The organism is Shinella oryzae, assembly GCF_023038235.1.
In the GTDB taxonomy this organism is placed as follows: Bacteria; Pseudomonadota; Alphaproteobacteria; order Rhizobiales; family Rhizobiaceae; genus Shinella; species Shinella sumterensis.
Genome location: NZ_CP081987.1, coordinates 2,865,353 through 2,877,412 on the forward strand (window position 1 = coordinate 2,865,353; position 12,060 = coordinate 2,877,412).

At 64.1% G+C, this 12,060-nt stretch carries 12 protein-coding genes, 1 tRNA gene and 1 riboswitch; of the genes, 3 read left to right on the plus strand and 10 right to left on the minus strand.

The genetic code is table 11. The features are described 5' to 3' along the window. The first annotated feature begins 4 nt into the window (after positions 1–4). On the plus strand, positions 5–1,243 hold the full coding sequence (locus K6301_RS14005) for a ubiquinone biosynthesis hydroxylase (RefSeq protein ID WP_247217770.1): 1,239 nt from the start codon (positions 5–7) through the stop codon (positions 1,241–1,243). Positions 1,244–1,324: 81 nt separating this feature from the next. Here K6301_RS14005 and K6301_RS14010 read toward each other — a convergent pair whose 3' ends face one another. From K6301_RS14010 to K6301_RS14025, 4 genes are all read right to left on the minus strand, one after another. Then, a complete protein-coding gene (locus tag K6301_RS14010; protein WP_134649258.1) occupies positions 1,325–1,513 on the minus strand; it encodes a Trm112 family protein in 189 nt (62 codons plus the stop codon). A 9-nt stretch (positions 1,514–1,522) separates the two neighbouring features. Beyond that, positions 1,523–2,203: an LON peptidase substrate-binding domain-containing protein gene (locus tag K6301_RS14015; protein ID WP_247217771.1), complete on the minus strand. Its 681-nt coding sequence runs from the start codon at positions 2,201–2,203 to the stop codon at positions 1,523–1,525. Between the two features lie 108 nt (positions 2,204–2,311). Next, complete coding sequence (gene trxA / locus K6301_RS14020; protein WP_247217773.1) at positions 2,312–3,271, minus strand: thioredoxin; 960 nt, start codon at positions 3,269–3,271, stop codon at positions 2,312–2,314. Positions 3,272–3,325: 54 nt separating this feature from the next. Next, positions 3,326–3,835: a prolyl-tRNA synthetase associated domain-containing protein gene (locus K6301_RS14025; RefSeq protein WP_247217776.1), complete on the minus strand. Its 510-nt coding sequence runs from the start codon at positions 3,833–3,835 to the stop codon at positions 3,326–3,328. 216 nt (positions 3,836–4,051) lie between these two features. Between K6301_RS14025 and K6301_RS14030 the strand changes: the two genes are divergently transcribed. After that, positions 4,052–4,126, plus strand: a tRNA-Gly gene (locus K6301_RS14030). Between the two features lie 262 nt (positions 4,127–4,388). Then, positions 4,389–6,056 carry a hypothetical protein gene (locus K6301_RS14035; RefSeq protein WP_247217778.1) on the plus strand — a complete coding sequence of 556 codons (1,668 nt, stop codon included), beginning with the start codon at positions 4,389–4,391 and terminating at the stop codon, positions 6,054–6,056. Between the two features lie 15 nt (positions 6,057–6,071). Here the strand turns inward: K6301_RS14035 and K6301_RS14040 are convergent, their stop codons facing one another. From K6301_RS14040 to K6301_RS14065, 6 genes are all read right to left on the minus strand, one after another. After that, positions 6,072–7,085 carry an aldose epimerase family protein gene (locus K6301_RS14040; RefSeq protein WP_247217779.1) on the minus strand — a complete coding sequence of 338 codons (1,014 nt, stop codon included), beginning with the start codon at positions 7,083–7,085 and terminating at the stop codon, positions 6,072–6,074. A gap of 83 nt (positions 7,086–7,168) precedes the next feature. After that, positions 7,169–7,621 (minus strand): GNAT family N-acetyltransferase, encoded by a 453-nt coding sequence (locus K6301_RS14045; protein WP_247217781.1) that lies wholly within the window; start codon positions 7,619–7,621, stop codon positions 7,169–7,171. A gap of 4 nt (positions 7,622–7,625) precedes the next feature. Continuing rightward, entirely contained in the window at positions 7,626–8,549 is a 924-nt protein-coding gene (metA, locus tag K6301_RS14050) for a homoserine O-acetyltransferase MetA (protein WP_247217783.1), read from the minus strand. 60 nt (positions 8,550–8,609) lie between these two features. Then, positions 8,610–8,687, minus strand: a riboswitch (SAM riboswitch). Between the two features lie 100 nt (positions 8,688–8,787). Further along, positions 8,788–9,030, minus strand: coding sequence for a hypothetical protein (locus tag K6301_RS14055; RefSeq protein ID WP_134649251.1), 243 nt, complete (start codon positions 9,028–9,030; stop codon positions 8,788–8,790). Positions 9,031–9,271: 241 nt separating this feature from the next. Beyond that, on the minus strand, positions 9,272–11,101 hold the full coding sequence (locus K6301_RS14060) for an ABC-F family ATP-binding cassette domain-containing protein (protein ID WP_247217785.1): 1,830 nt from the start codon (positions 11,099–11,101) through the stop codon (positions 9,272–9,274). Positions 11,102–11,104: 3 nt separating this feature from the next. After that, on the minus strand, positions 11,105–11,764 hold the full coding sequence (locus K6301_RS14065) for a thiamine diphosphokinase (RefSeq protein ID WP_247220624.1): 660 nt from the start codon (positions 11,762–11,764) through the stop codon (positions 11,105–11,107). Between the last annotated feature and the right edge of the window lie 296 nt (positions 11,765–12,060).

Sequence of the window (12,060 nt, forward strand, 5' to 3'; positions counted from 1 at the left end):
CATCATGCCCGAAGCCACATCGCTCGACGTTCTGGTCGCCGGCGGCGGTTATGTCGGCCTGTCGCTCGCGGTGGCGGTCAAGAAGGCGGCGCCGCATCTGGCCGTGGAAGTGGTCGATGGCGCACCGGAGCACGCCTGGCAGAAGGAGGAGCGCGCCTCCGCCATCGTCGCGGCCGCCCGCAACCTGCTCGACGTCCTCGGCGTCTGGAGCGAGATCGCGGCGGAAGCCGAGCCGATCCGCCGGATGGTCATCACCGATTCGCGCACGGCCGATCCCGTCCGCCCGGTCTTCCTCACCTTCGACGAGGACGCCGGCTCCGCCGAGGACGGCCAGCCCTTCGCGCACATGATCCCGAACCGCGCCATGATCGGAAGCCTGCTCCGCCAGGCCGAGGCCCTCGGCATCCCCGTGCGCTGGTCGACATCGGCGACGGACTTCAAGACCGGTCAGCACGCCACGCAGGTCACCCTTTCCGACGGATCTGAAGTCAGCACGCGCCTCCTCGTCGCCTGCGACGGCGCCCGCTCGAAACTGCGCGACATGGCGGGCATCAAGACCGTGCACTTCGATTACGGCCAGTCCGGCATCGTCACCACCGTCACGCACGAACGCCCGCATGACGGCACGGCCGAGGAACATTTCCTGCCCGCCGGCCCCTTCGCGACCTTGCCTTTGACCGGCAACCGCTCCTCCCTCGTCTGGAGCGAGCGCACGGAGGATGCCAAACGCCTCGTGGGAGGCGATGACCTGGTCTTCGAGGAAGAACTGGAGCGCCGCTTCGGCCACAAGCTCGGCAGCCTCAAGGTCGTCGGCGGCCGCCGCGCCTTCCCGCTCGGCCTCACGCTCGCCCGCGCCTTCGTCGCCCCGCGCTTTGCGCTGGCCGGCGACGCCGCCCACGGCATCCACCCGATTTCCGGCCAGGGCCTCAATCTCGGCTTCAAGGATGTGGCGGCGCTGGCCGAAACCATCGTCGAAGCCGACCGGCTCGGCCTCGATATCGGCGCACTCTCGGTGCTGGAGCGCTACGAGACCTGGCGCCGCTTCGACACGGTGCGCATGGGCATCACCACGGATGTGCTGAACCGCCTGTTCTCCAACGACGTGACGCCGCTGCGCGTGCTGCGTGACGTGGGCCTCGGCCTGGTCGATCGCCTGCCGGGCCTGAAATCCTACTTCATCCGCCAGGCCAAGGGCACCGCCGGCAGCGGCCATCCGCGCATGCTGGTCGGCCAGCGTATCTAGAGCATTTCCAGCCGAAGCGAAGTCGCTTCGGCGTCGGATAATGCGGTAAAAACAGGAATCTAGATCGCCACGCGAAAGGCCTCAGTCCTTGATCTCGCGCGCCTCGGAAATCAGCATGATCGGAATGCCGTCGCGGATCGGATAGGCGAGCTTCGCCTTTTCGGAGACCAGTTCGCCCGCCGCCGCGTCATAGCTCAGCCGCCCCTTTGTGAGGGGGCAGACGAGGAGTTCGAGCAGCTTGACGTCCACGCCGCTTTTGCCCGCGCTCATCGTTCCCTCCTACTGCAACCGCGTATCGACATCGCCATAGCTGCGCGCCAGAACGATCTCGGTGATGGCGATCAGCGTTTCGGCCCGGGTCTTCAGGTCCGGCGCCTCCAGCAGCGCCTGCTTTTCCGCCGGCCCGTACGGCGACATCATCGCCATGGAATTGACCAGCGTCGCATTGCTGGCGCGCTCCACGCTCTCCCAGTCCGCCTCCAGCTTGTTGGCGTCGAGATAGGCGCGGAAGGCCGACAAGAGCGCATCGCGGTCGACGCTCTGCTCGTCGTCATGCGCCGTCAGATCGGTGATGAAGGGTGCGATGCGGAAGCTGCGATAGGCCTTGGCGCCCCGCACCTCCTCCATCAGCCGGTAGCGGCAGATGCCGGTGAGCGAAACGATGTAGCGGCCGTCGCCGGTCTCGGCAAAGGAGGTGATGCGGCCGATGCAGCCGACCTGGCACAACGCTGGCGTCTCGGCCTCGTCATCATCCTTGCGCTCGCCGCCGAAAACGGGCTGCACCATGCCGATCAGCCGGTGTGAGGAGAGCGCGTCGTCGAACATGGCGAGGTAGCGCGGCTCGAAGATATTGAGCGGCAGCTGGCCGCCGGGAAGAAGCAGCGCGCCCGTCAACGGAAAGACCGGAATGGTCTCCGGCAGGTCCGCCGGCTTCAGATAACGCGCGTTTCCCACTTGCATTGCAGTGCCTTCCATTCCCACGGCGCGCCCCGCATCCTCGCGCCTTACCCCGAATGTGGGGTAGGCCCGGCAATTCTCAAGGGACGCCGGGCCGCCGACCTGAAAAACTCAGGAGAACAGGATCGAGGACATCTTGCGGCGGGCGGCGATGGTCGCCGGGTCCATCGGGCCCCAGACCTCGAAGAACTGCAGAAGCTCGCGCCGCGCGCCGTCATCCTCGAAGGCCCGGTCGCGCTTCATGATCAGCAGCAGGTGGTCTGCGGCCGCCTGCCGGTCGCCCTCGACATTGCGGATCTTCGCAAGCTTCATGCGCGCGGCATGGTCGTCGGGGTTTGCCGCAAGCGCCTGTTCCAGCGCGGCCGGATCGCCAAGCTTGCGGGCTTCCTCGATCTGGTCGAGCTTCTTGAGCACCGCGCCGACGGCCGGATCGGCCGCCACGGCCTCGGGCAGGTTGGTGAGCGCCTGGCGGGCATTGTCATGCTGGCCGACGGCGATCATGCATTCGGCGATGCCGGCAAGCGCGACGGCATTTTCCGGGTCGGCCTGCAGCAGCGCACCGTAGAGATCGGCCGCACCCGCCACGTCGCCGGCATCGAACAGCGCCTTCGCCTCGGCAAGCAGCGCCTCGATCTGGGCCTTCTCATCGGCGTCGGCGGGGCCGGCGATCTTGTCGATGAACTGGCGGACCTGGCTCTCCGGCACCGCACCCATGAAGCCGTCCGCCGGGCGTCCGCCGACGAAGGCGACGACGGCGGGGATGGACTGGATGCCGAGCTGGCCGGGAATGGAGGGATGGTCGTCGATGTTGAGCTTGACGAGCTTCACGCGGCCGGCGCTTTCGCGCACGACCTTCTCGATAATGGGCTGCAACTGCTTGCACGGCCCGCACCAGGGCGCCCAGAAATCGACGAGCACCGGCTGGTGACGCGAGGCCTCGAGCACATCGCGCGCGAAGTTCGCGGTCGTCGTGTCCTTGATCAGGTCGTCCGCCGTGGGCACGCCGCCGCCATAGCTCGCGGAAACGTTCATCTGCCCGCCATAGGACGATGCATAGGGATTGTCGCTCATGGTGTCTCCTCGCGCGGTGCGCCCGAATATCGCTTCAGCGCCCAAAATCGTATGTCAGGCCGTGACTTTCAAGACAAGCGGCTCATGTCCCGTCGCTTCGATGAAGCGCAACAGGTCCTTGGCGCCAATCGAGGTCGTCGCATCGTTGCGCAGCGGATGGCAGTTGATCGTGTCGAACGCCATCAGGTCCGCGTCGATGATGATCTTCACCTTGCCCGCCGTGTCGTTGATCACCCCGAAGGCCGTGACCGCGCCGGGAATGACGCCGAGATACTCCATCAGCTTCTCCGGCTTGCCGAAGGACACGCGGCTGGCCGCGCCGATGATGCCGTGCACCGTCTTCAGGTCGACCGTCGCATGCTCCTCGACGGTCATCAGGAAATAGTTGTCCTTCTTGTCCTTCACGAAAAGGTTCTTCGTGTGGCCGCCGGGAATTTCATCGCGCAGCGACACCGATTCGGCGACGGTGAAGACCGGCGCGTGTTCCTTGGTGCTGTGCGAAATTCCCAGTCCGTCGAGGAACGCGAAAAGCTCCTTGTCGGTCTTCGGCTGCATGTCCGTCATCTCTTTGGCTCCGGCCCGATTTGTCCTGTCCGCTGATAGGCCGTCACCCCTCTTCGCGCAACCGCCCGGAAATCAGGGACTTTCGAAGAGGGCGCATTTTTTTCTGAAAAATCCTTCATTTCCCTGTTGCAATTGAAAAGGCCTTGGGTCATATAGCGCCCGTCGCCGCAACGCAGCGACCTTCGGCCAACCACTACCCCAGGCCGTCGACGATGAGCGGGTGTAGCTCAGGGGTAGAGCACAACCTTGCCAAGGTTGGGGTCGAGCGTTCGAATCGCTTCACCCGCTCCATTCTCTCCAAAGTTTCGAAGCCTCGGTTCGCCGGGGCTTTTGTGCGTTTTGGACACGCCGTCGCTATTCTAGCGCGCTGCAGTTACCAGAACCATCCGCTCGAAGCGCCTTGTACGCCAGTTGTTCGCCTAGACGCACACGCCACAAACCGATGCAATCTGGCATTGTTATTTACTACTATTAATGAGACTTCTGGTATTATTTACCCATATCCCGTTTCGCCATGCGTATCGGGAATGCTCCGTGGGGAAATTCCAAAGCAATGCGCATAACGCTCTCATCACTGCCGATATCCCTTATCTTCTTTGTCGCGATTATTCCGATATTGATCGTTTATTTTCTCGAGATCACTTTTGCGGCCTTTCTCCTTATCATCGTCGGGCCTGCTCTGCTCGTGAACGCGGGCATGGTCGGTATCGGCGCAGAGGCACTCTTCGGGCGGGTATCGCGTTGGTGGTTGTTGGTTCCCCTTGTTTTTTACGGCTGCTACGGCGCAGTGGCCGTTCACGATCGCATCACGCTGCGCTCCCTCACCGCAGCTTATGACGCGGAGTATGCACGGATAACCATCCCGTTCGATCCGACGGTTCATTCGCTGGCCGTCGATGACCATTCCGGCGAATGGCTCACACAGAATACCGACTTGTCCGTCGCTTACGCTGCCAATCCGAATTTCCCCGAAGGATATCTTTCGTATCGGGTAGCGGATAAAGCGGTCTGCGACAGAGTCCGCAGCGTCCGCGCCTTGCGAGCCGCCGCCATAAATAGCTTGGGATTCCACAATGAGGGCGTCATAACCGCGCAGCGGTTCGAAACCCGCTTCTGCCAACTTTCAATGCCCGAACGGCCGACGCTTTCTCTGGCGAGAGTCTCCCTTGCAACCGAAAATACACGAGTAGGATGGCTGCCCGTTCGGCGTTCCACTACAACCGTTACCATGCCGGACGGAGAACAATTCCATCTCCTCGGAGGTGATGCGTCTCCTCTGCGCTGGTTACCCATCCCGATGTTCGGATGCGGAGTGATCTCGACACGAGCGGATGGCAAATGCAGCGCATCCTTCTTGCGTGAGAGATACTGGCCCATCGTGTCAGGAGAGATGGAATACAACCGGGATAAAGTGGTCCTGGCGCGCGCTTTGGGCCTGAACCTCGTAACGGCCGAGGATCGTAAGGGTGGAGACCCGACATTGGTCGCTGAAAAGATCGCAAGCGTGGAGCAGGCGGCAGTTAAGCAACAGTTGGCAGTGCTCGATGTCCTGGCCGCCAACCCCGCGGAAAAAATCAAGGGCTTTGAGATCGATGATATCATCCATCGCCCTGATGCCCTGGCCTCGCGCGCAGAGGTTATCATGGCCGCGCTGGAGCGATCGGCAACCATCAGCGATCGGGATAGTGCAGCAGAGAACGGCGCGGTCTTTGCGCGGCTGCTTGCAAGCCTCCCCCGCAATCATTTCAATGAATTTGGGCCTCGCATCCTCGCCCTTTACCATCACGCAGACGACAAGCATTGGCTGTGGAGCGTGTCCCCGCTCTTGGGACGTCTCGGCGATCTGGGCCCGGATGCGCTACCTTACTTGCGCCGCGCGCAGACATTGGCGCTTTCTCCTGACAGCGCCGTAATCGAAGGCATGTGCCGCATCGGCCCGCCCGCTCGCGCTGCCGCGGAACCGATGCTGGTCGACTTCTGGTCGAAGGTACGTGACGGACGCGAGCGAGACCTCCCAGCCGCCATATACGTTGCCATGCGCCGTATCGGAGGCTCGGACAGGCTTCTTGTAGACGGTCGGCCAAGTCAACTGAGCTTCCTGCAGTCACGGTGGCCAGGGATCTCACCACGTTCGCCGTCTCGCGTCTGCAACATACCCGCCGAACGCCGAGCACGAGACCAGGAGAAGTCCGGCGGCAAGCGCCTTTCCAATCTTTTTTGAGCGACGGCCTCTACGTCACCCCTTGCTGAACACGTAGTCCGTCTTCTGCCGCAGGGTCTGGCCGGGGCGCAGGATGGCGTTGGGGAAGGTTGGGTGGTTGATGGCGTCGGGCCAGATCTGGGTTTCGAGGCAGAGGCCGGAGAACGCGTCGTAGCGGCGGCCTTCGAGGCCCTCCAGCGGTTTGATATAGGCGCCGGTATAGAGTTGCAGGCCGGGCTCGGTGGTCACCACCTGGAGCGAGAGGCCGGAGGCGGGGCTGCGGACCTCGGCGACGAGGCGCGGCTCCCTGCGGCTCTCAGACAGGCAGAAATTGTGATCGAAGACCACGCCGCCCGGTTCCAGCTGACGGCGGAGCGGCGTCCAGTCGCGCAGGTCGAAGGGCGTGCCGGCGACGGGGCGGATCTCGCCGGTCGGGATCAGCGTCTCATCGACAGGCAGATAGTGTTCCGCCTCGATGCGGATTTCGTGATCGAAGATGTCCTTGCCGCCGTCGAGGATGAAATAGCTGTGCTGGCACAAATTGACCGGCGTCGGCGCATCCGTGGTCGCGTCATAGGTGACGGAGAGCGTTCCGTTGCCGGACAGCGCATAGGTGCAGGTAAGAGCGCAGGTGCCGGGATAACCGGCGCGGCCGGCGGGATCGGTCAGCGTCAGCGTGACGAAGTCCGCGCCGCTCGCGGCGATGCGCCAGTTCTGCTGGCTGACGCCGTCACGGCCGCCGTGCAGATGGGTCACGCCGCGCTCGTTGCGCTCCAGCTGGTAATCCGTGCCGTCGATGGTGAAGCGGCCGCCGGCGATGCGGTTGGCGCAGCGCCCGGCCGTCGCGCCGAAATAGGTGACGTGCGTGAGATAGCTTGCGAGATCCTCGAAACCCAGCACGAGCGGTGTCTCGTGCCCGTCGAGGCGCAGGTCCTGAATGATGGCGCCGAAGGTGAGGATCCGTGCGGTGAGGCCGCCGCCGCGGATCGTCACACGCTCCACCGCCTCGCCGGAGCCGAGCCGCCCGAAAATCTCCTGTCCTTCACCCATCGAATGTCCTCCCTGATCATCGGCCGGCAAACTGCGGCAATTTCCGCCGATCCGCAATCGAAAAGTCATACTTTTCGGGATGTTCAGAGGTTCTTCTGATAGACGATGAAGGGCGTCTTTTCCGCGATGCGGTCGTAGAGCCGGCGCGCGGTGGCGTTGAACTCCTGCGTCATCCAGTAGACCTCCGGTGCGCCGGCCTCGCGCGCCCTGGCATAGACGCCTTCGATGAGCGCCCGGCCGATGCCCGCGCCGCGCACTTCGGGGTCGGCGAAGAGATCCTGGAGGTAGCAGACATTGCCTGTCGTCCAGCAGGAGCGATGGAAGAGATAATGCGCGAGGCCCACGGGCTTGCCGTCGAGCGTGGCGAGCAGGCCGCGATACTCGCCCTCGGCCGCCTCGCCCGTCAGCCGGGAGAAGGTGGTGGCGAAGACCGCCTCGGGCAGAACCGTCTCGTAGAAGGCGAGATAAGCGGTCCACAGGCGGCGCCATTCGCCCTCGTCGTCCTTGTGCAGCGGGCGAATGACGACGCGGCTCATGGCATCAGGCTCCCGTTCCGATCTTCTCGAGGTCATAGGGCGTGGTCTGGTAGATCTCGTTGATCCAGTTGCCGAACAGGAGATGGGCGTGGCCGCGCCAGCGGTTCTGCGGCGGCAGGGCCGGGTCGTTGTGCGGGAAGTAGTTCCGCGGCATCTTGATCGGCACGCCGGCCGAGACATCGCGGAAATATTCGTCGGCCAGCGAGGTCGAATCATATTCGACATGGTTGAAGATGTAGAGGCGGTTGCCTGCCTTCTCCTCGACGAGGCAGACACCCATCTCATCCGAATCGAGCAGGATTTCGAGGTCCGGCACGGCGCGGATGTCCTCCGCGCGGATCTCCGTCCAGCGCGAGACCGGCACCTCGAAATCATCCGAGAAGCCGTTCAGGTAGATCGACGAGGGCTTGCGGTTGTGGTGACGGTAGACGCCGAAGGCCTTTTCATCGAGCGTGTATTTGGGCACGCCGTGGAAATGGTAGATCGCCGCCATCGCGCCCCAGCAGACATTGAGCGTCGAATGGACATTGGTCGTCGTCCAGTCGAGGATCTGCTTCATCTCGTCCCAATAGGTGACTTCCTCGTAGTCGAGGGTCTCGATCGGGGCGCCGGTGATGATGAAGCCGTCGAACTTGCGGTGCTTCACCTCTTCCCAGGTGTCGTAGAAGGCAAGCAGGTGCTCCTCCGACGTGTTCTTCGCGCGGTGGGCGCCGACGCGCACCAGCGACAGCTCGACCTGAAGCGGCGAGGCGCCGACGAGGCGCGCCATCTGCACTTCCGTCTTGATCTTGTTTGGCATGAGGTTGAGCAGCCCGATCTGCAGCGGGCGGATATCCTGCCGGATCGCCACCGTTTCGGTCATCACCCGCACGCCCTCGTTGACGAGGGTCTGGAAGGCGGGGAGCGTATCGGGAATCTTGATGGGCATGTCTCAACTCGATCCAAAACAAAAACCGGCCGCAACGATGTCGCAACCGGTCCACGTAAGGCTCTTCCTCGCGCGGCCCTTTAGCGACTTGTTTAACGTGGCTGCAAGCCGGCCGGCCAAATCACCACGACCTCCTAGATAGCGCCTGTTTGCCGGCGAATCAATCCGCCGTCCTCCAAGTGTAAAGGGCCCGGATGCAGCGGGCATCCGGGCCTCGGTCAGAATGCAGGCGAAGGGCTCAATAGTAGCCGAACGAGAAGCTGTAGCCGTTGTGGCTGTTGTAGCCGTAGCCGCCGTAGTGCTTCTTGTAGCCATGGTGCTTCCTGTAGCCGTAGTGGCCACCATGGTGTTTCTTGTAGCTGTAATGCTTCTTGTAGCCGTGATGCTTGTGGCCGTAGCCATAGTGGCCGGCATGGGAGGGTGCGGCGAAGGATACGGCGGCGACAGCGGCGACGACGGCGGAGATGATGAAATTGCGCATGGGAGGCTCCTGATCTCTTTCGGGTTGCAGGATGAGCGCGTCTCATCCGATGACCCGACTATCCCATGGCCTCGTCTTCCGCGCTGTTTCGCGGGGAACAGGGGTTTCATTCGCCTGCATTCCACCCCTCCTCCGTCATGCTCGGGCTTGACCCGAGCATCCACCGACGCGGGTGCCGCATGGATCCTCGGCTCAAGGCCGAGGATGACGACGAAGAGGAGAGAGCCTGTTTCGGGCCTGCTCAGCCCTCCAGTTCCTCCCGCAGCATTTCCAGCTCCAGCCATTCCTCTTCCATCCTCGTCAGCGAGGCGCGCAGCTTTTCCATTTCGGCGGCGAGCGTGTTGAAGGTGGCGGGGTCCTTGGTGAAGAGGTTGGGGTCGGCCATCTTCGCCTCGCGGGCGGCGATCTCCTTTTCCGCCTTCTCCATCTCCTTCGGCAGGTTTTCCAGCGCGAACTTCTGCTTGTAGGAGAGCTTGCCCTTGGCCTTGCCGTCGGAGGGGGCGGCGGCAGGGGCCGCTTCCGCCGCCTTCGCCTTCTCGGCTTTCTCCGCCTTGCGCTTTTCTTCGATTGCGCCGCGGCGCTGCGCCATCATGTCGGTGTAGCCGCCGGCATATTCGATCCAGCGTCCATCCGGATTTTCCGGATCGGCCGGTGCGATGGTGGAGGTGACGGTGCGGTCGAGGAAATCGCGGTCGTGGCTGACGAGCAGCACGGTGCCGGTGAAGCCGGCGACGATCTCCTGCAACAGGTCCAGCGTCTCGATGTCGAGATCGTTGGTCGGCTCGTCGAGGATGAGCAGGTTGGTCGGCCGCGACAGGATGCGGGCCAGCATGAGGCGGGCGCGCTCGCCGCCCGAGAGGTTGCGGATCGGCGTGCGGGCCTGCTCCGGCTGGAACAGGAATTCCTTCATGTAGCCGGTGACATGGCGCTGCTCGCCGTTGACCAGCAGCGTCTCGCCGCGCCCGTCGGTGAGGTAATGGGCGAGCGTGTCGTCGAGGTTGAGGTCCTCGCGGCGCTGGTCGAGCGTGGCGATCTCCAGATTGGTGCCGAGCTTCACCGTGCCGCTGTCGGGCGCGAGCTGGCCGGTGAGCATCTTGAGCAGCGTGGTCTTGCCCGCGCCGTTCGGGCCGACGAGGCCGATGCAGTCGCCGCGGTGCACGCGGATGCAGAACGGCGCGACGATGGTGCGCTCGCCATAGGCCTTGGTGATCTTTTCCGCCTCGATGACCAGCTTGCCGGATTCCTGCGCGTCGGAGGCGCTGGCCTGCACGCTGCCCTGCGGGCCCTTGTGGCCGCGGTAGCGGGCGCGCAGGTCGTGCAGCGCGCCGAGGCGGCGCATGTTGCGCTTGCGGCGTGCCGTCACGCCGTAGCGCAGCCAGTGTTCCTCGCGCTCGATCGCCTTGCCGAGCTTGTGCTGCTCCAGCTCCTCGGCCTCCAGCACCTCGTCGCGCCAGGCTTCGAAATGGCCGAAGCCGCGGTTGAGCCGGCGCGACTGGCCGCGATCCAGCCAGACGGTGGCGTTGGAGACCTTTTCGAGGAAGCGGCGGTCGTGCGAGATGACGACGAGGGCCGAACGGGTCGATTGCAGCTCGCCTTCCAGCCATTCGATGGTCGGCAGGTCGAGATGGTTCGTCGGCTCGTCGAGCAGAAGGATATCCGGCTCCGGCGCCATGACGCGGGCGAGTGCGGCGCGACGCGCCTCGCCGCCCGACAGCGACTTCGGGTCTTCCGTGCCGTCGAGGCCCAGATGTTCGAGCAGGTAGGTGACGCGGTAGGGGTCGTCGCTCGGGCCGAGACCAGCTTCGGCATAGGCGGCGACCGTGTCGTAGCCGTCGAAATCCGGCGCCTGGTGCAGGTAGCGGATCGTTGCCGAGGGGTGGCGGAAGACCTCGCCCGACTGCGCCTCGGCCAGGCCGGCGGCGATCTTCATCAGCGTCGACTTGCCCGAGCCGTTGCGGCCGACGAGGCAGATGCGGTCGCCCGGCTCCACTTGCAGGCTCGCGCCCGCAAGCAGCGGCGTGCCGCCGAAGCTCAAGAAGATATCATCGAGTTTGAGAATGGGCGGTGCCAAGGATCAGGCTCCTGAGAGATCATAGGGCCGGGCGATGAGGATTGCGCGGCCGGAGGCAAGCGAAACGCGGACGGGGCCTTCCGCGACATTGGAAATGGTGCGCGACGAGCCGAAGGGCAGCGCGAAATCGGTGAGCGGATAGCGCACGTTTTCGAGATGAAGCCCTAAGAGCGCCGTGAGGCCGAGCACGGAAAACAGGCTGCCGGCGGGCAGGTCGATCTCGCGGAGGCCCGGCAGGAGCGGCCACGCCTCTTCCTCCCCGGAGGTGAGCTTGATGGCGATGCCGGCTTCCGCAAGCGAGACGGCGTGGATGAGGTGCATCAGCGCATGGTCGCTGCGCTCGCCGCCGAGCGCGCCGGCAAGGAGGACGGAGCGGGCGCCGCGCCCGGTGGCGACGGACACGGCAAGCGCGCCATCCGTCTCGTTCTTGGCGGCCGGATAGGGCTGGCGCTCGACATCGGGCCATGCGGCCAAAAGCTCCGGCGGCGTGGAATCGAAATCGCCGACCCACAGATCCGGCGTCACGCCAAGCATTGCCGCATGGCGCATGCCGCCATCGGCCGCGATGAAGCGCGCGCCGGCAATATCGTGCGCCAGACGCGGCGTCGCGACGAGCGCGCCGCCGAGAAGGACGACATAGGTTTCATCTGTCGAAGCCGGCATGGTCATGGCTGATGCCCTTAGCGCATGTTGCGGGGAAAGGGAAAGAATTTGGCATTGGCCGGCGTGGACCGGGCCGCCAGCACTGATATCCACGCGGCGGCTTCCCCGTGGTTTCAAAAAGCATTCGGACGGGGCGCCGGAAGCTGCCTCGACTGAAAATGAATAGGTGACACCTTTCGGCGCCCCGTTCGGCGGTTTTTGCCCGCGACTCCAGTCTCTCTGCAAGGATCGACACGGCGGTGTCCTTCGCCGGTTTCCGGAATGGGCAGTGCCGTTTGACAACCGGAGCGCACGCC

Bases quoted from the DNA above. Each gene is read 5' to 3' on its own strand.
- K6301_RS14005 (WP_247217770.1), top strand. From the start codon at position 5: ATGCCCGAAGCCACATCGCTCGACGTTCTGGTCGCCGGCGGCGGTTAT.
- K6301_RS14010 (WP_134649258.1), bottom strand. From the start codon at position 1,513: ATGAGCGCGGGCAAAAGCGGCGTGGACGTCAAGCTGCTCGAACTCCTC.
- K6301_RS14015 (WP_247217771.1), bottom strand. From the start codon at position 2,203: ATGCAAGTGGGAAACGCGCGTTATCTGAAGCCGGCGGACCTGCCGGAG.
- trxA (WP_247217773.1), bottom strand. From the start codon at position 3,271: ATGAGCGACAATCCCTATGCATCGTCCTATGGCGGGCAGATGAACGTT.
- K6301_RS14025 (WP_247217776.1), bottom strand. From the start codon at position 3,835: ATGACGGACATGCAGCCGAAGACCGACAAGGAGCTTTTCGCGTTCCTC.
- K6301_RS14035 (WP_247217778.1), top strand. From the start codon at position 4,389: ATGCGCATAACGCTCTCATCACTGCCGATATCCCTTATCTTCTTTGTC.
- K6301_RS14040 (WP_247217779.1), bottom strand. From the start codon at position 7,085: ATGGGTGAAGGACAGGAGATTTTCGGGCGGCTCGGCTCCGGCGAGGCG.
- K6301_RS14045 (WP_247217781.1), bottom strand. From the start codon at position 7,621: ATGAGCCGCGTCGTCATTCGCCCGCTGCACAAGGACGACGAGGGCGAA.
- metA (WP_247217783.1), bottom strand. From the start codon at position 8,549: ATGCCCATCAAGATTCCCGATACGCTCCCCGCCTTCCAGACCCTCGTC.
- K6301_RS14055 (WP_134649251.1), bottom strand. From the start codon at position 9,030: ATGCGCAATTTCATCATCTCCGCCGTCGTCGCCGCTGTCGCCGCCGTA.
- K6301_RS14065 (WP_247220624.1), bottom strand. From the start codon at position 11,764: ATGCCGGCTTCGACAGATGAAACCTATGTCGTCCTTCTCGGCGGCGCG.